The 22,058-nt window shown below is 62.1% G+C and carries 21 protein-coding genes and 1 pseudogene; 11 read left to right on the top strand and 11 right to left on the bottom strand.

Going from position 1 to position 22,058, the window contains the following annotated elements; translation table 11 throughout:
* Positions 1–6: 6 nt before the first annotated feature.
* On the bottom strand, positions 7–927 hold the full coding sequence (locus tag AYK65_RS07110; RefSeq protein WP_081158095.1) for an alpha/beta fold hydrolase: 921 nt from the start codon (positions 925–927) through the stop codon (positions 7–9).
* A gap of 317 nt (positions 928–1,244) precedes the next feature.
* Here AYK65_RS07110 and parE point away from each other — a divergent pair, with 317 nt between their 5' ends.
* Positions 1,245–3,308, top strand: coding sequence for a DNA topoisomerase IV subunit B (gene parE, locus AYK65_RS07105; protein ID WP_081158094.1), 2,064 nt, complete (start codon positions 1,245–1,247; stop codon positions 3,306–3,308).
* Between the two features lie 192 nt (positions 3,309–3,500).
* On the opposite strand, the gene AYK65_RS07100 is transcribed toward parE, so the two are convergent.
* Positions 3,501–3,974 (bottom strand): GNAT family N-acetyltransferase, encoded by a 474-nt coding sequence (locus AYK65_RS07100; protein ID WP_046118255.1) that lies wholly within the window; start codon positions 3,972–3,974, stop codon positions 3,501–3,503.
* Between the two features lie 226 nt (positions 3,975–4,200).
* On the opposite strand from AYK65_RS07100, the gene AYK65_RS07095 reads away from it, so the two are divergent.
* Positions 4,201–4,635 carry a hypothetical protein gene (locus AYK65_RS07095; RefSeq protein ID WP_026613799.1) on the top strand — a complete coding sequence of 145 codons (435 nt, stop codon included), beginning with the start codon at positions 4,201–4,203 and terminating at the stop codon, positions 4,633–4,635.
* Between the two features lie 5 nt (positions 4,636–4,640).
* Here AYK65_RS07095 and AYK65_RS07090 read toward each other — a convergent pair whose 3' ends face one another.
* Entirely contained in the window at positions 4,641–5,774 is a 1,134-nt protein-coding gene (locus AYK65_RS07090; protein ID WP_081158093.1) for a DUF2336 domain-containing protein, read from the bottom strand.
* A 72-nt stretch (positions 5,775–5,846) separates the two neighbouring features.
* Between AYK65_RS07090 and AYK65_RS07085 the strand changes: the two genes are divergently transcribed.
* Positions 5,847–6,563 carry an aldolase gene (locus tag AYK65_RS07085; protein WP_081158092.1) on the top strand — a complete coding sequence of 239 codons (717 nt, stop codon included), beginning with the start codon at positions 5,847–5,849 and terminating at the stop codon, positions 6,561–6,563.
* Here the strand turns inward: AYK65_RS07085 and AYK65_RS07080 are convergent.
* Complete coding sequence (locus AYK65_RS07080) at positions 6,560–7,162, bottom strand: flavin reductase family protein (RefSeq protein WP_046118257.1); 603 nt, start codon at positions 7,160–7,162, stop codon at positions 6,560–6,562. The two genes, AYK65_RS07085 and AYK65_RS07080, sit on opposite strands and share 4 nt — an antisense overlap.
* Positions 7,162–7,746 (bottom strand): nitroreductase family protein, encoded by a 585-nt coding sequence (locus AYK65_RS07075; RefSeq protein WP_026613803.1) that lies wholly within the window; start codon positions 7,744–7,746, stop codon positions 7,162–7,164. The genes AYK65_RS07080 and AYK65_RS07075 overlap by 1 nt, the downstream gene beginning before the upstream one ends.
* 100 nt (positions 7,747–7,846) lie before the next feature.
* On the opposite strand from AYK65_RS07075, the gene AYK65_RS07070 reads away from it, so the two are divergent.
* Positions 7,847–8,842 carry a hypothetical protein gene (locus AYK65_RS07070; protein ID WP_026613804.1) on the top strand — a complete coding sequence of 332 codons (996 nt, stop codon included), beginning with the start codon at positions 7,847–7,849 and terminating at the stop codon, positions 8,840–8,842.
* 140 nt (positions 8,843–8,982) lie between these two features.
* Here AYK65_RS07070 and thrS read toward each other — a convergent pair whose 3' ends face one another.
* The 5 genes and pseudogenes from thrS to AYK65_RS07045 form a co-directional block, all read right to left on the bottom strand.
* The gene (gene thrS / locus AYK65_RS07065) at positions 8,983–10,962 is read right to left on the bottom strand and encodes a threonine--tRNA ligase (protein WP_081158091.1); all 1,980 of its coding nucleotides are present in this window, start codon (positions 10,960–10,962) and stop codon (positions 8,983–8,985) included.
* 223 nt (positions 10,963–11,185) lie between these two features.
* Positions 11,186–11,724: pseudogene (locus tag AYK65_RS07060) on the bottom strand (DUF1697 domain-containing protein).
* Between the two features lie 3 nt (positions 11,725–11,727).
* Positions 11,728–12,135 carry a DUF2267 domain-containing protein gene (locus tag AYK65_RS07055; RefSeq protein WP_034885125.1) on the bottom strand — a complete coding sequence of 136 codons (408 nt, stop codon included), beginning with the start codon at positions 12,133–12,135 and terminating at the stop codon, positions 11,728–11,730.
* 8 nt (positions 12,136–12,143) lie between these two features.
* Positions 12,144–12,530: a membrane protein insertion efficiency factor YidD gene (gene yidD, locus AYK65_RS07050; RefSeq protein WP_026613808.1), complete on the bottom strand. Its 387-nt coding sequence runs from the start codon at positions 12,528–12,530 to the stop codon at positions 12,144–12,146.
* A 3-nt stretch (positions 12,531–12,533) separates the two neighbouring features.
* The gene (locus AYK65_RS07045; protein ID WP_026613809.1) at positions 12,534–12,980 is read right to left on the bottom strand and encodes an iron-sulfur cluster assembly scaffold protein; all 447 of its coding nucleotides are present in this window, start codon (positions 12,978–12,980) and stop codon (positions 12,534–12,536) included.
* Positions 12,981–13,321: 341 nt separating this feature from the next.
* Here AYK65_RS07045 and folE point away from each other — a divergent pair, with 341 nt between their 5' ends.
* The 3 genes from folE to AYK65_RS07030 all read left to right on the top strand — a co-directional run bounded on the left by folE (position 13,322) and on the right by AYK65_RS07030 (position 15,899).
* Positions 13,322–13,939, top strand: coding sequence for a GTP cyclohydrolase I FolE (folE, locus tag AYK65_RS07040; protein WP_026613810.1), 618 nt, complete (start codon positions 13,322–13,324; stop codon positions 13,937–13,939).
* Positions 13,940–14,066: 127 nt separating this feature from the next.
* Positions 14,067–14,519 carry a phosphoribosyl-AMP cyclohydrolase gene (gene hisI / locus AYK65_RS07035; RefSeq protein WP_081158090.1) on the top strand — a complete coding sequence of 151 codons (453 nt, stop codon included), beginning with the start codon at positions 14,067–14,069 and terminating at the stop codon, positions 14,517–14,519.
* A 414-nt stretch (positions 14,520–14,933) separates the two neighbouring features.
* Entirely contained in the window at positions 14,934–15,899 is a 966-nt protein-coding gene (locus tag AYK65_RS07030) for a patatin-like phospholipase family protein (protein WP_026613812.1), read from the top strand.
* Between the two features lie 162 nt (positions 15,900–16,061).
* Here the strand turns inward: AYK65_RS07030 and AYK65_RS07025 are convergent, their stop codons facing one another.
* Positions 16,062–16,490: a CBS domain-containing protein gene (locus AYK65_RS07025; RefSeq protein ID WP_026613813.1), complete on the bottom strand. Its 429-nt coding sequence runs from the start codon at positions 16,488–16,490 to the stop codon at positions 16,062–16,064.
* A gap of 885 nt (positions 16,491–17,375) precedes the next feature.
* On the opposite strand from AYK65_RS07025, the gene AYK65_RS32885 reads away from it, so the two are divergent.
* From AYK65_RS32885 to AYK65_RS07005, 4 genes are all read left to right on the top strand, one after another.
* Entirely contained in the window at positions 17,376–17,945 is a 570-nt protein-coding gene (locus tag AYK65_RS32885) for a helix-turn-helix domain-containing protein (protein ID WP_244559955.1), read from the top strand.
* Between the two features lie 193 nt (positions 17,946–18,138).
* Positions 18,139–18,747, top strand: coding sequence for a (2Fe-2S)-binding protein (locus AYK65_RS07015; protein WP_026613815.1), 609 nt, complete (start codon positions 18,139–18,141; stop codon positions 18,745–18,747).
* 3 nt (positions 18,748–18,750) lie between these two features.
* Positions 18,751–19,728, top strand: coding sequence for an FAD binding domain-containing protein (locus AYK65_RS07010; protein ID WP_046118260.1), 978 nt, complete (start codon positions 18,751–18,753; stop codon positions 19,726–19,728).
* Entirely contained in the window at positions 19,725–21,953 is a 2,229-nt protein-coding gene (locus AYK65_RS07005) for a xanthine dehydrogenase family protein molybdopterin-binding subunit (protein WP_081158089.1), read from the top strand. The genes AYK65_RS07010 and AYK65_RS07005 overlap by 4 nt, the downstream gene beginning before the upstream one ends.
* The last annotated feature ends 105 nt before the right edge of the window (positions 21,954–22,058 follow it).

The raw sequence follows: 22,058 nt of genomic DNA, 5'->3' as shown, positions 1-22,058 counted from the left end.
ACGCAGTCATCGATCGAGAAACCAGTTCAGCGCCTCCCGCCAATCGGTCATGCGCACCGGCGTGCCATGCGAACCCGTCTCAAAGAGGACGAAGCGTGCTGGATAATTCTTCGCTTTGAGGGCCCGATAAAACGTGATCTGGGTCTCGGCTGGATAGACATTGTCCTGGCTGCCGTGACTGAAGAACAGCGGCAACTGCGCGCCGTAAGCAGCGCTCCTTCGAAAGTCCGGATCGGCCACACCGGCCATCACCATCATGCCGCCGAGCGCCGCCACCGCCGCCTTGTCGCGGGCGACGCCCCAGCAGATGAAACTGCCCATGGATGCGCAGGAAAGAATCACCGGCCGACCGCCGGAGCCCTTTGCAGCGAAGCGGATCAGCTCCGCAACATCCGTCACCCCCGCTGCATCGAAGGACCGCACGCTCGGCGCGTAATAGGTGCCGCCATTCGCAAGCGCGAGGTTCTTGAGGCGATTGAAATTGCCGCCAAAGGAGAAATCGTTGGCGCCGAGGCGACGATCGCCCCCGCGCCCATGGATGAAAATAACAGTGAAAGCGGCACCGCGGTCCGGGCCGACGCGGGTAACGTCGAGCGTGCGACCGCCAAGGTCGAGCGTCTCATTGACCTGCCCGTTCTTGACGCCCAGCGACACATAGGCCCGTTTGACGCGCCGCTCCGGGATCTGGTCGCGTGCGTTGATATCACGCAGCTCCTGGTAGTCGATGATGCGGAAATCGCCGCCGTCCGCCTCCTGAAGCACCCGGCCGTAGCCAAAGAGCGCATCCTTGTAGGGCCGCAAGGGCTCGGCGCCGGCGGAGGTGGCAAGACCAACGAAAAGAAGCGCCCCGATCAAGCGCTGGACAGAGAAAACAATTGTGGACATAGACACCCGATCGGCTCCCTCGTTCTGCCCATGGCTTGCCATCGTCGCCTGCGCTAAGCAACAGTGAAGCCCACATTCGGCCGGCTTGAGCCGCACTTCGTCTTCCGAGACGCCTGAAATTCGCCTTTTGTTCGCGCTTTAGGCGAGACTCTGGCAGAATTCCGGCGATTCGCACGGCAAGAGATGGCGGCGGCGCCGCGGCCTTGCTATGGCCTTGCCGACTACCGCATGCCTTTGTCCTTAAATCGGAGCCGATTTGAGGACAAAGACATACAGCAATTCAAACTGCTACAGCGACCTTTGTGCGTCGGATAAGACGCATGGCGCCGTAGAGACGACAGGAACGATCCGAAGGCTTCATGGACGACAGCAGCGACCTTTTCTCCGCAATGCCTCCGCAGCCGAAGCCGGCCGATGCCGCCGCGCCGCGCAAGCCGACGACGCCGCCTGCCGCCGGCGAAGCGCCGCGTGCTGCGCCGACGAGCAGCGACGGCAGCGATTATGACGCCTCGGCGATCGAGGTGCTGGAGGGGCTCGAGCCCGTCCGCCGCCGTCCCGGCATGTACATCGGCGGTACGGACGAGAAGGCGCTGCATCATCTTTTCGCCGAGGTGATCGACAACTCGATGGACGAAGCGGTCGCCGGACACGCCAATTTCATCGAGGTGAACTTAGACGCCGACGGTTTCCTGACGGTCACCGATAATGGCCGCGGCATTCCCGTCGAGAACCACCCGAAGTTCCCGAACAAGTCGACGCTCGAAGTGGTCATGACGGTGCTGCACGCCGGCGGCAAGTTCGATGGCAAGGCTTACGAGACTTCGGGCGGTCTGCACGGTGTCGGCGTTTCCGTGGTGAATGCACTTTCGGATTCGCTAGAGGTCGAAGTCGCGCGCAATCGCCGGCTCTATCGCCAGCGCTTCTCCCGCGGCATTCCGCAGGGCGGGCTCGAGGACCTCGGCGACGTCCATAATCGCCGTGGCACGAAGGTCCGCTTCCATCCCGACCCGCAGATCTTCGGCCCGCATGCGCATTTCGAGCCGGCGCGCCTTTTCCGCATGGCCCGGTCCAAGGCCTATCTTTTCGGGGGCGTCGAGATCCGCTGGTCCTGCGATCCGTCGCTGTTGCCGGAAGGCTCGGAAATCCCGGACAGGGCCGTCTTCCATTTTCCGGGCGGCCTCAAAGACTATCTTGCCGCAACGCTCGGCAAGGAATTCACGGTCACCCGCGAGATCTTTGCCGGCAAATCCGAAAAGGCCGGCGGCCACGGGTCGCTCGAATGGGCGGTCACCTGGTATGGCGGCGACCAGCAGATCCATTCCTACTGCAACACCATTCCGACCCCGGAAGGCGGAACGCACGAGGCGGGTTTCCGCATCGCGCTGACAAAGGGCCTAAAGAACTACGCGGAACTCACGCAGAACAAGCGCGCCGCGATCATCACCACCGACGACGTCATGATCTCGGCGGCAGGCATGCTCTCGGTCTTCATCCGCGAGCCGGAATTCGTCGGCCAGACGAAAGACAAGCTCGCAACCGTCGAGGCGCAGCGCATTGTCGAGAACGCGCTTCGCGATCCCTTCGACCATTACCTCGCCGACAATCCGGGGGAAGCGGCGAAGCTTCTCGACTGGGTGATAGAACGCGCCGAGGAGCGCGTGCGCCGGCGCAAGGAGAAGGAAGTCAATCGCAAGACCGCGGTGCGCAAGCTGCGCCTGCCAGGCAAGCTTGCCGACTGCGCACAGAGCACGGCGGAAGGCGCGGAACTCTTCATCGTCGAAGGGGACTCGGCCGGCGGATCGGCCAAACAAGCGCGCAATCGTGCCAACCAGGCGATCCTGCCCTTGCGCGGCAAGATCCTGAACGTCGCCAGCGCCGGACGCGAAAAGCTCGGTCAGAACCAGCAGATTACTGATCTCGTCCAGGCGCTCGGCTGCGGCACGCGGTCGAAGTACCGCGAGGAGGATTTGCGCTACGAGCGCGTCATCATCATGACCGACGCCGATGTCGATGGCGCGCATATCGCCTCGCTGCTGATCACCTTCTTCTATCAGGAAATGCCGGAACTCATCCGCGGCGGCCATCTCTACCTCGCCGTGCCGCCGCTCTACCGCCTCAGCCAGGGTTCCAAGACGCTCTATGCCCGCGACGACGCGCATCGCGAGGAACTGATGCGCACCGAGTTCAACGGTCGCGGCAAGGTCGAAATCGGCCGGTTCAAGGGTCTCGGCGAGATGCTGCCGGCCCAGCTCAAGGAAACGACGATGGATCCGGCGAACCGGACGCTGCTCAAGGTCGAGATCGACGACGTCGATTTCGAAGGCACGCGCGAGGCCGTCGACAGCCTGATGGGAACGAAGGCCGACGCCCGCTTCCGCTTCATCCAGGAACGCGCCGCCTTTGCGGAAAATCTGGATATTTAAGGCGGAGGATCGCTGTCCAATCTCGCGCGAGACTGGCGACTGCCCCTCACACGCCCGATGCATAGATGCCCCTCACCCTAGCCTCTCCCCGCTCGCGGGCGAGGGGACTGGGAGGGCGCGGCATCGTCCCTTCTCCCCGTCAGAACCCGGAGAACGTGGCGGCAGCCGGTTGAGGGGCGAAACCTTCAATGATCACTCAGCCACCTGCCCGACCTTTTTCTCCATGAAAAGGCTCAGCGGATCCGCCTGGTAGCTACCGAACGGCGTTCTCTCCACATAACCGAATGTCTTATAAAGGCCGATCGCTTCCGGTTGGTAGATGCCCGTTTCGAGGCGGATCGCGCTGAGTCCAAGCTTGTCCGCCTTGGCTTCGAGCGCCGTGAGCAGCCGCTTACCGATCTGCAATCCCCTTGCCTCTGGATCGACGAACATCCGCTTGATCTCTGCGGTGCCGTCGCCTGCTTCGACCAGCGCGCAGCAGCCGACGATGTCGCCGTCCCGCCGGGCGACGAAGAAGGATACGGTCGGCCGTTCGAGTGTCGAAATATCGACAAGGTGGTTGCTTTCGGCGGGATAGAGCGATGCGGCATAAGCATCCGAGAGTTCGAGCAGGCGGATGATGGCCGGCTGGCGCGGATGTTCCTCGGCGATGGTAACTACGGTCATTGTTATAAGCCTCAATGCGAATCCATGCGGATGGGAAAGCGTCACCGGGAGACTAACTTCCGAGAAGAGCGAAACAAATACGCCAAACGACGCAGATGGGCTGCAATCAATCCGGGTGACAGGCGGAAACAATTTGTTTCGAGGCGCGGCAACTTTGCCCTACTTCCGGAAGAATCGAACGGTCATAAGATGCGAACCGAAGTCTTCCAAACGGACAAGAGACACGATGAAAACCGCCCTGATCGTAATGACCATTCTCGGTTGCGATGACAATGTCAGTCAGTGCCATTACATCTCGACCGTGAACGGCAATTGGCCGTCGATCGCCCAATGCGATACCGAATCGCAGAAGGAGCTGCCAAGGTTTTCCAACAGGAATTACCCGGTCGTCGTCGCCGTATGCGAGACCTCGGGGCCGGCCGCGGTGGCATCGACCGAGCCGGTGCCGGATGCCAACGCGACATTGCCAGAAAACGCGCCGGCACAGCAAGGGACAACGGTGCCGGTGGAGCAAGAGGCAAAGCCGACCTTGCCGAAACGCGCTTTCGCGCTGCTCAGCGGAGCGCTACCCGACCGGGAGAGATTGAAAACGATCGTCACGGCGCCGGTTCACTATGTGGAAGACGGTTACTCCTGGGTGGCTCGCCGGTTCAGCAACTGAGGCGATCAGGCCGCTTGCCGAGAGGCCAGCAGCGCGTAATCGCGCGCGATCTGCCGCTGCTCGTCAAAGGCCAGCCGCTCCACGAGTTCGGCGATGGCGTGAGAAACGTCCGAGGGCTTGCGGCGGATACGATACGAAAGCTCAGCGGCGATGGAGACCGGCGCACCATCGGCCCCCGCCCCTGCTCCGCCCTGGCAGAGCAGCACCGCCTCGGCGAAAGCCTTGCTCACCTCGCGACCAAGCCCGGCACTCTCGAGCAGAGCGCGGATCGAGTGGATGCGCCCACCCGAGAGGATCGAACGGACGCGCCTTTCCGGTACCCCGGAGAGATCGACGATCGCAGCGGAGAAGAATTCCGTTCTGCCGCTGCAGAGGGCGCTTAGCAATAAGAATGGCGTCAGGCGGCCGGCCTCGCGCAAATGGCCGATCATCTCCGGCAGTTCTTCCTGCGGCGCCGCGGCTGCGAGCGCAAGAGCCGCCGCGTCGCAGGCTTCTCTCGCCACACGCTGTACCCGCCCATGACCGATCGACGCCTGCACCAAGCCGCAAGCGGCAAGTGCCGCCCCGACCTTCTCGGCGAGAGCCTGTCGTGCATCGCTCGGCAGATCGCCGCGCGAGAGCAATTGGTCCCGCACGGCGGCGACGTGCCCGAGCCGGCCGGCGAGCCGTCTCAGCGATCGCTGTGTCAGCCTGGCGCCTGGGTTTTCCAGCAGGATGAGGACTTCCTCCTCGTCGCCGATTTCCGCAATGGCAGCCGCAACGGAACGTGAGACGGTGCTGCGCGCCGCGATGAGCGCCCGCGTCTCGGCAGTGCCTCGCGCCGCTATGTCGACGAGGTCCTCGTCGGCCAGCACCGTCGATCGGGAAATCGCGACATAGGCGATCTCCGGCTGATCCTCCGCCAGCGCCTTGATGATCGCGCGGGGCGCTGTCGGGCAATTGGCCAAAGCGTCGACCAGCGAGTGACGCACCTTGGGCGACGGATCGTCGAGCAGAAAGGTCATCGCCATTTCGGCGGCGCGCCGATCGATGCCATTGATCTCGGCCTGGGCGTAGGCCCGACCGAGGGCGTTTGCCGCGCGCGCACGATCGCTGGTTCTCGCCGTTTCGACCCAGCGAAGAAATGCTTGTATGATCACCTATGCCCCACTAGACACCCAAAAGCCCCGATGTCCGAATATTAGCGGTCAAAGGTTTAAGATTGGTTCACCATGTCCGTTAACCTCCAGCAAACCATCAAGCCGCTGCTGTACCAGCCGAGGAATGAGCCGCTGCCCGCTCCGGCGAGCCTGAGCGCAGTTCAAGGCGTCGTTTTCGATGCGGCCGGAAACCAGCCTCCACGTCAGGTGAGCACAGCCGCCAAGGCTAGCACAGGCTGCCTCTTCCTCACCCGCATCCCGTCGGCTGAAAACGTCAACGAGCATGATCTTGGTGTCCTCCTTGCCAGTGGCGCCGACGGGGTCGTTTTGGCCGGATGCCGCGGACCCGCCGATATCCAGAGAATCGACGTCATGCTGAAGGTGACCGAGGCGGCCGCCGGAATTGCTCAAGGCCGAACGGCACTACTTGCGGAATATGCCACCGTTCCGGAGAGCGTGCTCTCCCCTCATTCGCTGGCGGGTGTTTCCTCCCGCCTTTCCGCATTGATATTCGATGCTGCCGCTCTCGCGGAAGCGTGCGGTTGCAGGCGCGTCACGGAGGCGGGCGACGTGCCTGCCGTCGTCCGGGCCGGTCGCGCCGCGGCCGTTCTCAGGGCGTGCGAGGCCGGGATCGCGGCTTACGAAATGATGCCGGCCGATGCAGTCGATGAATGGGCCCTGCGACGCCTTTGGATAAACAGCCTGGAGAACGGCTTTTCCGCCGTGGCCCTCCGCTCGTGGCAGCAGATCGACCTTCTCGCGGCGGCAGGCGTGCTGACCGAGGTCTAGCGGCTCGGCCGCATCATCTCGAAAACATCGCCGCCATCGCAATAATCCATGTAGCCGAGACGGGCGAGCGGCCTGACGGTCGCCACGTCGAACCGGCCGTCGCGAATGGCCTCGTCGCGGATATGGATCCCGACAACCGCGCCGATCACGACATAGCTGTCGGCCACCACGCCATCGAGGCCCTTGGGCCGGAATATATCCGTCATCCGGCATTCAAGCGCCGCGAAAGCCTCGCCGACGAACGGCGCGTTGACGAGGCGTCCCTCGACTGGTGTCAGGCCGGCGATCTCGAACTCGCTCTCACCGTGCGGCGCTGTAATCGAGGTGAGGTTGACGGCTTCGCTCAGATTGCGGCTCGCGAAGCTCGCTGTGAACTCGCCGGTTGCCTCGATGTTGCGAACGGAATCCTTGTAACCACTCGATGAGAACATCACGAGCTTCGGCCGGTCACTAATGGCATTGAAGAAGGAATAAGGCGCAAGGTTAAGCGCGCCGTCGGCCGCCCGCGTGCCGATCCAGCCGATCGGCCTCGGCGACACGATTGCCTTGAAGGGATCGTGCGGCAAGCCGTGCCGATTGGCAGCCGTGTCATAGAACATCAGTGATCTTCCCCGACCCAGGTGACGATCTCCGCCAATTCCGGCCGAGGACGCTCTGTTGGCGGCACCATCGCGGTGCCGATGTGAATGAAGCCGGCGACCCTCTCGCCCGGTGCGACGCCGAGCAATGGATAAGCCTTTTCATTGTAGGCATACCATTCGGTAAGCCAGTTCGAAGCGTAGCCGAGCGCATTCGCAGCCATCACCAGGTTGAGGCAGACGGCACCTGCCGACATCAGTTGTTCCCATTCGGGAATCTTGAAATGCGGCGCCGCCTTGCTTACCACAGCGACGACGACCGGCGCGCGCGTCAGCCGCGTCTCCTCCACCTTGATCAGTTCTTCCGACATATCCGGCTTGGCGGCAAGCGCCATTTTCTTCAATTCGGCGCTGATCCGTGCCCTCTCCTCGCCACGATAGACGATGAAACGCCAGGGCGCCAATTTACCGTGGTCCGGCACGCGCGAAGCGAGCTTCAGCATCTCCTCGACCTCGGCCTTGCTCGGTCCCGGCGGCCCCATCTGGAAGGCCGGGATGGACCTGCGCGAGGCGAGATAGTCAAGGAGTTTTATTTCGGTTTTCATATTCAGCGAATTCCACTAATTTGCCGCCGGACCGACAGCCACGAAAATGCCATACCGGCGTCTCAAGTGGAGTCACCCAGTCAAGAAGTCAACTGTCCTCATGCGCATCCGCCCTCGTATTTTTCTCAGAACCTTCTTGGCGATCTCACTCGCCGGAGCGGCTTTTGAACGGGCGCTTGCCGAGGACCCGACCGACGCGTTCAAGAGCTTTCCCTCGATCTCCGGCACGCGCAAGATGCCGAAGCTTACGAGCTTCAATCCGCTCATCACCGATCCGACCCAGAGCGGCGAGCTGAAGGATGTGAAGCTCGAAGCGCTGCTGACGGAAAAAGGCAACCCCGTTCAATCGGGCCTTACCTGGCGAGTCTTCAGCCCCATTCCCGGCAGCGACGGAAAGCTGCCATTGCTTGCCACCTCCGAGGGCGGCTCGACGGCTTTCAATCTCGTGCCCGGCGAATATTTCGTCAACGTCGCCTTCGGCCGTGCCGGCGCCACCCGCAAGATCCGCGTCCCCGAAGACGGCATGCTCGACAAGCAGGTGCTCGTGCTCGATGCCGGCGGGGTGATGCTGAACGCCGTTTCCGGCAGCGACGTGCGCATTCCGCCGAATGAGCTCAGCTTTTCGATCTTCTCCTCGGACGTGAAGGAAGACGGAGAACGGGCTCTGGTCGTCGCCGACGTGAAGCCGAACACGGTCATCCGGCTCAATGCCGGCACCTATCACGTCGTTTCCAATTACGGCTCGGTCAATGCCGTCATCCGCGCCGACATCCAGGTGGAAGCCGGCAAGCTGACCGACGCTACTATCCAGCATCGGGCGGCAAAGCTGACCCTGAAGCTCGTCTCGGAAGCGGGCGGCGAGGCGATCGCCGACACCGCCTGGTCCATCCTGACGTCCTCCGGCGACGTTGTCAGCGAGAGCGTCGGCGCCTTCCCGACGCTGGTTCTCGCCGAAGGCAGCTATACGGCTGTCGCACGCAACAAGGACAAGATCTACCAGCGAGACTTCGCCGTGAAAGCTGGTGTCAACACTGATGTGGAAGTGCTTCTGGGCGGCAACGGCGAAGCCGGCGGCGCCGCAGACGCGCAGGACTGAACCGGCGAACCAACCACCTCTCCTTGCGGAATGAGCTTGACGTCGCGTCAAGACCCGCGCCGTTGCTGCAGACTGCTGATAAAATGAATGGGCCGGCGAGTTCCGCCGGCCCATTTCGATTCATCACGACTTCCGCCGCGTCAGCGGGCGCTTCGCTCCGCCTTGCGCTTGAGGTCTGGCGCCAGGGCTTCGGCCGAGAGCGAAGCAACGGCCTCCTCGAGCGACATCGCGGTCTGCGCCTGAGAGCCGAGGCGGCGGATGTTGACCGAACGCTCTTCCGCCTCACGCCTGCCGCACACAACGATCACCGGTACCTTCGTCACCGAATGTTCGCGGACCTTGTAGTTGATCTTCTCGTTGCGGAAATCGGTTTCGACGGTAAGTCCCGCCTCACGCAGACGCTCCGCAACCTCGCGGCCGTAATCGTCCGCCTCCGACGTGATGGTCGCGACCACCACCTGCAGCGGCGAGATCCAGAGCGGCATATGGCCGGCGAAGTTCTCGAGCAGGATGCCGAGGAAGCGCTCCATCGAGCCGCAGATGGCGCGATGGATCATCACCGGCTGGCGCTTCTCGGACTCGCTGTCGATGTAGAAGGCGCCGAAGCGTTCCGGCAGGTTGAAGTCGACCTGCGTCGTTCCGCACTGCCATTCGCGGCCGATGGCGTCTTTCAGCGTGTATTCGAACTTCGGACCGTAGAAGGCGCCTTCGCCCGGCAGGATCCCGGTCTTGATGCGCCCTTCGGATTGCGCCTCGATGGTCTTCAGAACATCCATCATCACCGCCTCGGCACGATCCCAGAGCGCGTCCGAGCCGACGCGCTTTTCCGGCCGCGTAGAAAGCTTGACGACGATTTCCTTGAAGCCAAAATCCTCATAGACCGAAAGGATCAGGTCGTTGATCTTGAGGCATTCGGCTGCCATCTGCTCATCGGTGCAGAAGATATGCGCATCGTCCTGCGTGAAGCCACGCACGCGCATCAGGCCGTGCAGCGCACCCGACGGCTCGTAACGATGCACCGCACCGAATTCGGCAAGGCGCACGGGCAGTTCGCGGTAGGACTTCAAGCCATGCTTGAAGATCTGGATATGCCCCGGGCAGTTCATCGGCTTCAGCGCGAAGATGCGATCGTCATCCGTATCGTCGCCGGCAACGGTGACCTTGAACATGTTGTCGCGGTACCAGCCCCAGTGACCGGAAGTTTCCCACAGCGACTTGTCGAGCACCTGAGGCGCATTCACTTCCTGGTAGTCGCCTTCGAGCCTGCGGCGCATGTAGGCAACGAGGCTCTGGAAGATGCGCCAGCCCTTGCCGTGCCAGAAGACCACGCCCGGCCCCTCCTCCTGGAAATGGAAGAGGTCCATCTCGCGGCCGAGACGGCGATGGTCGCGCTTCTCCGCTTCCGCGAGCACGTGCAGATATTGATCCAGTTCCTCCTGGCTGTGCCAGGCGGTACCGTAAATGCGCGTCAGCATCGGATTGTTGCTGTCGCCGCGCCAGTAGGCGCCCGCCACCTTCATCAGCTTGAAGGCCGTGCCGATCTGGCCCGTGGAGGCCATGTGCGGCCCGCGGCAGAGATCGAACCAGTCACCCTGATAGTAGATCTTCACATCCTGGTTTTCGGGAATCGCATCGACGAGCTCGACCTTGTAGTTCTCGCCCTTGGCGGCGAAGACCTCCTTCGCCTTGTCGCGCGACCAGACCTCCTTGGTGAAGGGCTTGTTGTGCGCGATGATCTCCCGCATCTTCTTCTCGATGACCGGCAGGTCGTCGGGCGTGAAGGGTTCGTTCTTGGCGAAGTCGTAGTAGAAGCCGTTCTCGATCACCGGGCCGATGGTCACCTGCGTTCCCGGCCACAGTTCCTGGACCGCTTCCGCCATGACATGCGCGGCGTCGTGGCGGATGAGTTCCAGCGCACGGCTGTCTTCACGCGTGACGATCTCGATCCTGCCGTCCTTCACGGGATCGGAAAGGTCCCGCAGCTCGCCATCGAGCGCAATCGCTACAGCCTTCTTCGCGAGCGACTTCGAAATCGATTCTGCGACATCGCGACCGGTCGTGCCCGCGGCGAATTCGCGAATGGAGCCATCAGGAAATGTGAGGGAAACGGAATGCGACATCATGATCTCCTATCCAGTCCCGCCAACGAATGCGGGTGGTATGGTTTGCCGGACGGGCCGGTGAATTACAGCGCCGCGCGTCTTATCAGACGCGCAAAGGTCGCTGTAACATTTTGAAGTGCTGCATTTTTTTATCCTTAAATCGGATGCGATTTAAGGAAACATGCGAGTAACGCGCGCCTGATAAAGGTTTTTGGTGGTGGAGTAAAGGCATGGGGCCGGCTCAACCGACAACCATTGCACGCAGACCCTTCACTGTGTTCCAGTTGCGCAACGTCCCGACACCCAGCCTTTGGGTCGTCAGCGCGCCACCTAGCTTCGAGTCGCTCGCCTTACCGCCAAAGTCGACCCAGAGATCGCCATCGACGATGGACACCCGTTCGCCTCTTGAACAATAGCGGTGGAGCTTTTCCCGCGCGTCCGGCACAAGCGGCAAGCGCATCACCCGCACGTGCACGCTTGCCGGATCTTTTTCGCCTTCGGCGAGGAAGGGATTGCCGTCGGCAAGCTTCAACCAGCCTTCGGCAGTGCGCGCGATGATGTCGACGTGACGGCCGAAGGTCGCGGCAAACACCTTTTCGAGCTCGGTCTCGACCTCCGCGAGCGGCTTCTCTGACGCCTCGAAACGAGATTGCCCGTGGCGACGAGCGTTCGTGGCATCCTGTAGCCGAGCCGTTCGGCCATTTCCCTCAACTCGGTCATAACGACGCGGCGACCCTCGCCGAGGACGATGCTGTGGAGCAAAGCGACGTAGGTCTTCATTCCCTAAGCCCGCCAGAAATCGACGGCGCCTGCCGGCAGCCGCGCAAGCACGCGATTGAGCATTGTCTCGTCGACATTCCGCCGCAAGGCGGTCGCGACATCCGCGATTGCCGTATCGGGGGATGCGTTGTGATCGCCCCGGAAGGCCTGCACCTCGCGGGTCATGGTGAGACGGCCGGAGAAGGGCACTGTCGGCTCCTCGAGGTCCCAGTCGGCGACGAAGATCGCTCGAAGGACCGGCGGCAGCACGTTGGCGAAAAGCAGCGCATCGGAAATCTCGAGGCGGCGACGGAAGGTATAGAGCACCGCCTGCACCATCGTATAGGCCTGGTTGGTCGTCTGGAGGCCGGCGATATCTCGCGCATCGAGGATGAAGCGATCGAAATCGGCCGAGGCCTGCCGGTATTCCATCGGAATCGTCACAGCCCCCGCTCCTCGTTGCGGCGTGGCTGCCAATAGCGCCATGGCGTGTACCAGCGTTGGCGAGACGCGAGCGTCTCCGGCACCGGATCGAACCCATGCGTGCCGCCCGGGCCGCAGCGCACGACCCGGAAAAGCGTCAACCATCCACCGGCCCAGAAGCCGTGCCGGGCAATCGCCTCATAGCCATATTCCGAACAGGTGGGCAAATGCCGGCAGGAATTGCCGATGAAGCTCGACAGGGTCAATTGGTAGGCCCGAATCAGGGCCGTGCCGATGAGCCGGCCAGGCGTGCGGCGGAACGGCCCGGACCAGTTCCGGCCGCTGCCGGAAAGGCGGAGTTCGCCGGACTTGACCGCATGATCGTGCTGCTGATGCGGGCACATGGCTCAAACGGCGGCTGCAAGGCGCTTGGCCTCGATCTGGCCGATAGCGTCGACAACCGCATCGAAGGTCAGCATCGTGGAGGCATGGCGCGCCTTGTAGTCCTTGACGGGCCTCAAGAAACGCATGTCCTCGAAACGGCCCGAAGGTCCCTCCCCATCGGCCTTGAGCATGGCCAGCATGTCTTCGCGGGCTTGGCGGATCTCATCCGCATGGGCGCCAACGACCTGACGCGCCATGATGGAGGAGGATGCCTGCCCCAGCGCGCAGGCCTTCACGTCATGGGCGAAATCGGTCACAACGTCGCCCTCCATCTTCAGCCAGATTCTTACTTTCGAGCCGCAAAGTTTGGAGTGCGCGGCGGCTTCGGCATGAGCGTCCACCAACATCCCGATGCGTGGAATGTTGCCGGCAAACTCGAGAATCCTGTTGTTGTAAATGTCATCCATCATTTAACGCGATCCGGCTGATTTTTCGCTGGTTTGCGCAATCGGCGCATGATTTTCTCCGGCAGGCGGGAAAAAAGCACGACGTGGCGCATTCGGGCCCTTTTATCCATGTGGCACCATACTATATGCTATGTCGTGTTGGGGTGACAGTTCCGCAAGGGGGACAAGTGTCGCCTGTTGTTTGGGAAACCGTGCCGGACGGTCGAGTGCACTGATAAGCCGAGACCCGAAAGCCCCGGAGCCCGCCAACGGAACCCAAGCCTGCAGGGTTAGGCGAATGGCCAATGGCGAGTTGTCCGAAAAGATAAAACGTCAGCAATCCCGTATTGCTTAAAAGAGGCCATATGGACGCCATAGTAAAGAATTTCCCTGTGCTTGACGACACGAGCGGTCGTCCGACACAGAAAGAAGCCGAGGAAGCCGTTCGTGTCCTGCTGCGCTGGGCAGGCGAAGATCCGACCCGGGAAGGTCTGAAGGACACGCCGGCGCGCGTCGCCAAATCCTATCGGGAGATCTTCGGCGGCTACGACCTCGTCGCTGAAGATGTGCTCGGCCGCACCTTCGAAGAAGTCTCCGGCTACGACGACATCGTGCTCGAGAAGGACATCCCGTTCTACTCGCATTGCGAGCATCATATGGTGCCGATCATCGGCAAGGCCCATGTCGCCTATCTGCCGAACGGCCGCGTGCTCGGTCTTTCGAAGATCGCCCGCGTCGTCGACATCTACGCCCGGCGCCTGCAGACGCAGGAGGCGATGACGGCACAGATCGCCAGAGCCATCGACGAAACCCTCGCCCCCCGAGGCGTGGCGGTGATGATCGAGGCCGAGCACCTCTGCATGGCGATGCGCGGCATCAAGAAGCAAGGCTCGACGACGCTGACGACCACCTTTACCGGTGCGTTCAAGACCGAGCCGGCCGAACAGGCCCGCTTCATGACCCTGCTCAGGGGCTTCAAGTAAGCTCCGCGACGCGCATGTTCCTTGATCAGAAGCCGATTCAAGGACAAACCTGCAACGATTCAAAGTACTGCAGCGATCCTTCATGCGTCTGCAAAGACGCGAGGCGCGCTGTAGTGGAGCCTACGCAATGACGCTCACTTTCGATTCTCCCCCGGAAGATAAGGCCGAACTGGAGACCGGTTCGGCCTTCACGCCCCGTTTCGACGAGAAGGGGCTGATCAGCGCCATTGTCACAGACGCAGGCGATGGTGAGCTTCTGATGGTCGCGCATATGAACGCCGACGCTCTCGCGCTTACGATCGAGACCGGCGTTGCCCACTACTACAGCCGCTCGCGCGGCCGCCTGTGGAAGAAAGGCGAGAGCTCCGGCAATTTGCAGACTGTCAAGGAAATTCGGACCGATTGCGATCAGGATGCCGTCTGGCTCAAGGTGTCGGTCGCCGGCCACGACGCCACATGCCACACCGGTCGCCGCTCCTGCTTCTACCGGACGGTCGGCCTCGACAACGGCAAGGCGACCGTGACCATCACCGACGATCACAGGCATTTCGACCCGGCAGAGATATACGCAAAAAATTAGGCCCAGACCCAAGCACCTGCATTTTCCTGGCTCGGCCGCATGTTATATTCACCTTTTGGAAACCAAACGGGCGCCTAATCATTGTTCAAGTAAGTAGTTCCCGCGGTAACCGCGGGGAGCCGAGATGTGTTGCAGGCTGTATCCAATGTTTATCGGGCCGGCCGCACTCGGTGGTTGGTTCGATGCTATATATCAATCGTGGTGCCAGTCTTTCAGCGATGAATTTGGACAAGGCCGGCACCTGCAGCGAGGCGCTTCAGATCCGACGTGCCAGGCCGCTGTAGCACTTTGAATGATGCATGAGCTCGTCCTTGATCGATTCCGGTCCAGGCATTCATGCAATAGCCCGCTTGGCAGGGTTCCCTGCAAACGCGCGCGCTTGGGTGGTCTATTCGGCGGTGTTGGAGGTGCCGGATGTTGAATTGGACGTTTACGCGCAACAGCCAGATTACCGATCTTTCCGGCCCGCAAGGGTCGTCGATTACGACCACGCCTCCAGAGCCACCGGCCCCTCAACCCCAGACACCGAAGATTGCGCTCGCGCTTGGCGGCGGCGCGGCGCGCGGCTGGGCGCATATCGGCGTTCTAAAAGCCCTCGACGAGGACGGGGTCGAGATCGGCATGATTGCCGGCACATCGATTGGCGCGCTCGTCGGCGGCTGCTATCTCGCGGGCAAACTGGAGGAATTGGAAGCCTTCGCCCGCTCCCTGACTGTACGCCGAATTGCGGGGCTGCTCGACTTCGCCATCGGCGGTGGCGGTCTCTTCGGCGGCCTCAGACTCACCAAGCGCATGCAGGAGCATCTGCAGAACATCAGCATCGAGGACCTTGGCCGCCCCTTCATTGCCGTCGCCACCGAAGTTCACAGCGGCCACGAGGTCTGGATCGAGAAGGGCTCGCTCATCACCGCCATTCGCGCGTCTTATGCGCTTCCGGGCATTTTCGAACCGATCAATGCCAACGGCCGGACGCTCATCGACGGCGCGCTCGTCAACCCCGTCCCCGTTTCGGTCTGCCGCGCCCATGAGCAGCAACTCGTCGTTGCCGTCAACCTGAACTATGACCTCTACGGCCGCTCGGCCGTCGTCAAGCACAGCGCCGGCATGGAGACGCCGGATGCGCCGCTGAAGGACGCCAACCGCTTTTCGGCCCGGCTCGGCATGACCAGCGTCATGGTCCAGGCCTTCAACATCATCCAGGACCGCATCTCGCGCGCGCGGCTTGCCGGCGATCCGCCGGACCTCTCCCTCCATCCGAAACTCAACGACATCGGGCTTTCTGAATTTCATCGCGCCGGCGAGGCGATCGAGCGCGGCTATCAGGAAGCGAAGGCCAAGCTCGCCGAAATCAAGCGCATGCAGGAGGTACTGGTTCGCTGAAGGGCTGCGGGTCGGCAACGCACGGACGCGCAGTCGAGGCTCCTAATCAGGGTGAGAATCCTTGGCTGCCGTCTTGCGTTTATGGCATCAAGGGCGGCCAGATGCCGCCCCAAGGTCCCGCGTCCGATCGGACGCGTAAAGGCTGAATCACGTAAAAGGCGGCTATCCGGCGATGTAGGCCTTGATCTGCTCGGTCTCGTTCTCGATGGCGCGGATATGGTACTTGACCACGTCCCCGATCGACACGATCCCGGCCAAACGGCCTTCGCTCTCAACGGGTAGGTGACGCGCACGCAATTTGCTCATCATCTCCATCAAGGTGTTCACGGTCATCTCCTCACGGCAGCAATAGACATTCTGCCACATGACGGTCGAGACCGGCTTATCGAGACAGGAGGCACCGTATTTGGCGATCGAAGCGACGACATCGCGCTCCGTCAGAATGCCCACGATCTGGTCGTCCGCGTCGACGACAACAACGGCTCCAATATGATTGTCATGCAGAAAAGTCGCCGCCTGTTGAACCGTCACCTGCGGCGTCACGGTGACGACGTTGCGGCCTTTTTCGTTGAGAATCGCTTTCACTGACATGCGCACATCTCCCGTTGCGACAACACCGGGCCGGGGGGAAGAGGTACTAGCGGTGATCAGTTGCCGCACTTCCTGAAGGCGCAGAAAGGTCGCGACGACATTGCGAGACGGCCGCAGGAACCCATACCCATTCCGGCACCGAAACGGCTCTTGCACTCCTCCAGCACAAAGCCTCACCGGCCTCCGGCCTTTTCCGCGGCCGCTTCACGAACATTTGTTCGGCGGCCGTGGTGAATGGTGCTCCAGCGACTTCGGGAAATCAACCCTCCTCCCGGCACGCGTCAGGCTCTTCGGGGAAATCCAGCATCACGATGATTCCGCGGTTGAAACAATGCATTATCGCCAGCGGACCTTTGCGCGTCTGATAAGACGCACGGCGCTGTAGCCTGCAAGCGCCCTTTCCCGGCTGCGTTAGTGTGGCACGCACGCCTCGTTCGCGAGCGAAGGTCAGTGCAAGGCAGTCGACGAGACAACACGCCGGTTGTGCGAAGAACATTTTCTAACGCTGCGAGAAGTGCTAGCGTCAGGTACGGGTTTCCTGCATATCGACGAGAGAAGTCCCCAATGGGCCGAAATGCGCTTGCGGACACGACGATTCATATTCGCCGTTTGCAGCGGGGCCTGTCGCCGCCCGTGATTCCGGAGGCATTTGCTGGCGACACCCGACTTGTCGGCCGATGGCGGAACCGACCGTTCGAATACAATTTGCCGCCCCTGAAGGACCATATCATCTCCGCGACATACGTCGCTGCCGGCAACGCATCGGTGACAATCGGCCAGCAGACGCTTTCTGCTCCTGCAAGGTCGGGAATGATAACGTTTGCGCCGAGAGGGCATGAGGGCTTTTGGCGGGCAGACGGCTCCGTCGAGGTCTCGAACGTCTTCTTGGGCCACGGCCGACTTCTGGCCTGTGCGGATCAGGTGGGGAATGGCCGCGAGCCCGAGCTGCTCCACCGCGTGCATTTCAGCGACCCAAAGCTGTTCACGATCATGACCATGATTAATGACGAGATCAGCAGCGGGGACGTGATGTCGCATTTGTATATAGAGCAACTGCTCGATCTTTTGTGCCTCCAACTCCTCAGAGCTCATGCCGCAACTTCTATTCCGATCTCGCCCGGACCGCGGCGCGGCCTGTCGGCCTGGCAGGTCAAGCGTGTCACCACCTACATACGTGAGAATGTTGCAGAGGATATCAGGCTCCAGGAGCTCGCGGATCTCGTCAATTTAAGTCGCTTCCATTTCTGCACGGCTTTCCGCATGGCTACCGGTCATACGCCTTATGGATGGCTGACGCGCCAGCGCATCGCGCATGCCAAGACGCTCCTCAAAGACCGAACGCTGCGCATCGTCGATATCGCGCTGATCGTCGGATACGAGGCGCAATCCGCTTTCTCCGCGAGCTTCCGCAAGGTGGTGGGCCTCACACCGAGCGAGTTCCGCCGCCGTCTCTGAAATTCACTCTCTTTCAGCATATTCCCATTAGCAGCGCCTTGATGCGACGCAAGTTCGCCGACTGCTGGCGGACCTGCGTCGTCGCTATCGCTCCCCGCAACATCCAAGCAATTCCGAAAGATCGCGACAGTCACGCAGCGGCATACCTCGTAATCTTCGGGCGATCGCCGCGAGCCTAAAGAGGATGTTCCTCATGACCGAGAACCCGTCAGAATCGCATCCACCAGGTCCCATCATGTCGCGCCGGGAGACACTTCAGGCAACGGCCGGGGCAGTGGCTCTGGCTGCCTTGCCGCCGCTGTCTGCGACCGCAACGAGCGCCCCTGCCCTCGACACGAACACCGTGACATTGACGATGACCGTGAACGGTCGCGCTCAGACGCTGAGCGTCGATCCGCGCCAATCGATCCTGGACGTCCTGCGCGAGACGCTCAATCTCACCGGCACGAAGAAAGGCTGCAACCAGGGTGCCTGTGGCGCATGCACGGTACTTGTCGATGGCAGACGTATCGTCTCTTGTTTGACATTGGCATCCATGCACGACGGGGCTCAGATCGAAACCATCGAGGGGCTGGAAAAGGACGGCGTGCTCCATCCTCTCCAGGAAGCGTTCGTTGAGCACGAGGGCTTGCAGTGCGGATTCTGCACGCCCGGCCAGATCATGTCCGGACTGGGCTGCATTGCCGAAGGCCACGCAGGCTCGCCGGAAGAGATCCAGTTCTGGATGAGCGGCAACATCTGTCGCTGCGGCGCCTATCCAGGCATCGTCGCAGCCGTCGCAGACGCGGCCGGGAGGACCTGAGCCATGTTCCCCTTCGTTTTGGAGAAGCCCCAAAGCACCGAAGACGCAATCGCGGCGGCCGCTTCTGGCGCCCGCTACATCGCCGGCGGCACCACGCTCGTCGACCTGATGCGCGAGGAGGTCGAAGGACCGGAACGGCTCGTCGACATCAACAAGCTTCCTTTGGGCGGCATCCGTGTGGAAGGAGAGGATCTGGTCATCGGCGCGCTCGCGCGCATGGCGGAGGTCGCCGCCGACCCAAATGTCCAGCGCCTGCAACCACTGATCGCGGAAAGCCTGATCGAGGGCGCGTCGCCGCAATTGCGGAATATGGCCTCGATGGGCGGAAACCTGCTGCAGCGGGTGCGATGTCCTTATTTCCGCATGCTCGATGCGGGCTGCAACAAGCGTACACCGGGTTCCGGCTGTGCCGCGATCGAAGGGTTGAATGCCGGCCACGCTATCCTTGGCACGAGCGATCACTGCGTCGCAACGCACCCTTCCGACGTCGCGGTCGCGCTGGTGGCACTCTACGCAACGATGCGGGTCCGGGGCTCGAAGGGCGAGCGCAGCTTCCCGGTCGAAGAACTCTTCCGGCTGCCGGGCGACACGCCACATCTCGAACACACGTTACTACCGGGCGAGCTCATCATGGAAATACGCGTAGCCGGCGGGCCTCACAGTCACCGTGCGCGTTATCTGAAGGTTCGTGATCGCGCCTCCTACGAATTCGCGCTGGTTTCGGCTGCCGTTGCCCTTTCGATCGAGGGCGGCGTAATCCGTCAGGCTCGCCTCGCGGTAGGCGGGGTCGGCACACGGCCTTGGCGCTTGCGCAATTGCGAGGCCGCGCTGGCGGGAAAAAGACCAGAGCGGCAGGCATTCGAGGAAGCTGCGCAGCTCGCCACGCAAGGAGCCCGGCCGCTGCACCACAATCAATTCAAGGTCGAACTCTTGCCGCGGACAATCGTCCGCGCGCTTGAAATGGCGGGAGAAGTCGCATGAGCGTGAGCTTGATCGGAAGGCCGATGACCCGCGTCGATGGTCGCGCCAAAGTCACGGGGGCGGCTCGCTACGCCGCCGATTTCAACCAACCGGGCCAGCTCTACGCCGTAATCGTCAGCGCTACCGTCGGACTTGGCCGAGTGACAGACGTCGCCGCCGCTGAGGTCGAGCGGGCGCCCGGTGTTGTCGCCGTGCTGACGCACCGGAATGCGCAGAAGCTTCCCTATCTACCGCATAAGGCCGGCATAGACCCGGCAGTGGGCGAGCGTCTGCATGTCCTGCAGGACGACAATGTACGCTTCTACGGCCAGCCCGTTGCCCTCGTTGTCGCCGACACCCTCGACCATGCCGAGCGCGCTGCCGCTGCATTGCGCATCACCTATGAGAGCCGGCAGCCGCTTGTCGATCCGACAGATCAGAGGGCGGAGAAAATTGTTCCCGAGGCGGCCAACCGCACGAGAGCATTGGCCGACCGATCACGCGGCGACGCCGACACCGCCGTCGCGCGGGCGGCCGTCAGGGTCGACGAGACCTATGATATGGCCCGAGAAAACCATAATCCGATGGAGCCGCACGCAACCGTCGCGGCCTGGAACGGTGACCGGCTGACCCTCTGGAGCAAGAGCCAATATCTCGTGAACGAGCAAGCCGAGATCGCAGCGATATTTGGCCTGCCCGCCGAGAATGTGGAGGTCATCTGCCCGTTTATCGGCGGCGCCTTCGGGACAAGCCTCAGGACTTGGCCGCATGTCACGCTGGCGGCGCTTGCAGCACGCCATGTCGGCCGACCCGTGAAACTCGTGCTCACCCGCAAGCAGATGTTCTTCACCACCGGCCACCGGCCGCGCACGCGTCAGAGGGTTGCGCTTGGCGCTACGCCGGAAGGGAGACTGACCGGAATAATCCACGAAGGCATGGGAGAGACGAGCCGCTATGAGCAATTCATGGAGGCGCTGACCAACGTCACCGACTACCTATATTCTTGCCCCAACGTGCGCACCCAGTATCGCCTGACGCAACTCGACACCGGCACGCCCAATCACATGCGTGGCCCGGGTGAGGCAAGCGGCATATTTGCGCTCGAGAGCGCGATGGATGAGCTGTCCTACAAGCTCGGGATCGATCCGATCGAGCTGCGGCGCCGGAACGAACCACAGATGGACGAAGCCGAAAACAAGCCGTTCTCCAGTCGCTCGCTGATGCAATGTTACGAGCTCGGTTCCGAACGCTTCGGCTGGGCGCGGAGAACTCCCGAACCACGCTCAATGCGCGACGGACGTCTTCTGATCGGGATGGGAGCAGCGACCGCCACCTATCCGGCATTCCATGCACCTGCGAGCGCCAGAGTACGGCTCCTGGCAGACGGCATAGCCGAGGTCGAGGCGGCCGCAAGCGACATGGGGCCGGGAACCTATACGTCCATGACTCAAGTCGCGGCGGAATTCCTCGGATTGCCACCGGAGCAGGTCCGGTTCAGGCTCGGCAGGTCGGATTATCCGCAGACACCGTCGCATGGCGGTTCCTGGACGATGGCGTCGGTGGGATCGGCAATTCGGGCTGCCTGTGTCGAGGCGCAGGCGCAAGCCGCCCGCCGAGCGGTGGCCGACGCTAACCTGCCGGTCTTTGGAGCGTCGGTGAACGATCTTGAGTGGAGCGAGGGCCGTTTGCGCCGCCGCGGAGAGGCCGCGACGGGTTTGTCCTATCAGGACATCGTCGCCAGGACCGGCGTGCCGGTCGAGGCCGAGAGATCTGCGGAGCGCGCTTCGGAAGTGGCGGAACGCTACTCGATGCATTCCTTCGGGGCGGTTTTCGCCGAAGTCGCCATCGACCCCGACGTCGGAACGATCCGGGTGCGTCGCATCGTGGGAGCCTACGGCATAGGGCGCGTGGTCAATCCGCTGCTTGCCAGAAGCCAATGCACTGGCGGCATGATTGGAGGCATCGGCATGGCGTTGATGGAGCGCACCGTCCTCGATCCGCGCGACGGCAGGCCAGTCAACGCCCATATGGCTGACTACCTCATGCCGGTGAACCTCGATATTCCGAAGCTCGAGGCGTTCTTCGTCGACGAAGTCGATCCGCATGTGAATCCGCTCGGTGTGAAGGGGCTGGGCGAGATTGCACTGGTGGGAACCGCCCCGGCGATCGCAAACGCGGTATTCCATGCGACGGGCAGGCGTGTGCGAGCGCTGCCGATCCACATCGAGGATGTCCTGACTGCATAGGCCGAGCGGCCAAGGGCTTCGTCGCCGCCGTCGCCCCGCGGAGGGGGAGCTCGGCTCGGGATGACTGCCGGGCGCTTCCAAGCGCCTTTAACAATTCTCTATCCC

Origin of the sequence: Ensifer aridi, assembly GCF_002078505.1 — a bacterium.
Taxonomy (GTDB): Bacteria; Pseudomonadota; Alphaproteobacteria; order Rhizobiales; family Rhizobiaceae; genus Sinorhizobium; species Sinorhizobium aridi.
This window is presented reverse-complemented; position numbering and strand designations above follow the sequence as displayed.

Coding starts and splice junctions, on each gene's coding strand:
- thrS (WP_081158091.1), bottom strand. CDS start 10,962: ATGTCGCATTCCGTTTCCCTCACATTTCCTGATGGCTCCATTCGCGAA.
- AYK65_RS07110 (WP_081158095.1), bottom strand. CDS start 927: ATGGCAAGCCATGGGCAGAACGAGGGAGCCGATCGGGTGTCTATGTCC.
- AYK65_RS07095 (WP_026613799.1), top strand. CDS start 4,201: ATGAAAACCGCCCTGATCGTAATGACCATTCTCGGTTGCGATGACAAT.
- AYK65_RS07015 (WP_026613815.1), top strand. CDS start 18,139: ATGACCGAGAACCCGTCAGAATCGCATCCACCAGGTCCCATCATGTCG.
- AYK65_RS07005 (WP_081158089.1), top strand. CDS start 19,725: ATGAGCGTGAGCTTGATCGGAAGGCCGATGACCCGCGTCGATGGTCGC.
- AYK65_RS07075 (WP_026613803.1), bottom strand. CDS start 7,746: ATGAAAACCGAAATAAAACTCCTTGACTATCTCGCCTCGCGCAGGTCC.
- AYK65_RS07080 (WP_046118257.1), bottom strand. CDS start 7,162: ATGTTCTATGACACGGCTGCCAATCGGCACGGCTTGCCGCACGATCCC.
- AYK65_RS07045 (WP_026613809.1), bottom strand. CDS start 12,980: ATGATGGATGACATTTACAACAACAGGATTCTCGAGTTTGCCGGCAAC.
- AYK65_RS07085 (WP_081158092.1), top strand. CDS start 5,847: ATGTCCGTTAACCTCCAGCAAACCATCAAGCCGCTGCTGTACCAGCCG.
- AYK65_RS07025 (WP_026613813.1), bottom strand. CDS start 16,490: ATGTCAGTGAAAGCGATTCTCAACGAAAAAGGCCGCAACGTCGTCACC.
- AYK65_RS07100 (WP_046118255.1), bottom strand. CDS start 3,974: ATGACCGTAGTTACCATCGCCGAGGAACATCCGCGCCAGCCGGCCATC.
- parE (WP_081158094.1), top strand. CDS start 1,245: ATGGACGACAGCAGCGACCTTTTCTCCGCAATGCCTCCGCAGCCGAAG.
- hisI (WP_081158090.1), top strand. CDS start 14,067: ATGACGCTCACTTTCGATTCTCCCCCGGAAGATAAGGCCGAACTGGAG.
- AYK65_RS07030 (WP_026613812.1), top strand. CDS start 14,934: ATGTTGAATTGGACGTTTACGCGCAACAGCCAGATTACCGATCTTTCC.
- AYK65_RS07055 (WP_034885125.1), bottom strand. CDS start 12,135: ATGGAATACCGGCAGGCCTCGGCCGATTTCGATCGCTTCATCCTCGAT.
- AYK65_RS07010 (WP_046118260.1), top strand. CDS start 18,751: ATGTTCCCCTTCGTTTTGGAGAAGCCCCAAAGCACCGAAGACGCAATC.
- folE (WP_026613810.1), top strand. CDS start 13,322: ATGGACGCCATAGTAAAGAATTTCCCTGTGCTTGACGACACGAGCGGT.
- AYK65_RS07070 (WP_026613804.1), top strand. CDS start 7,847: ATGCGCATCCGCCCTCGTATTTTTCTCAGAACCTTCTTGGCGATCTCA.
- yidD (WP_026613808.1), bottom strand. CDS start 12,530: ATGTGCCCGCATCAGCAGCACGATCATGCGGTCAAGTCCGGCGAACTC.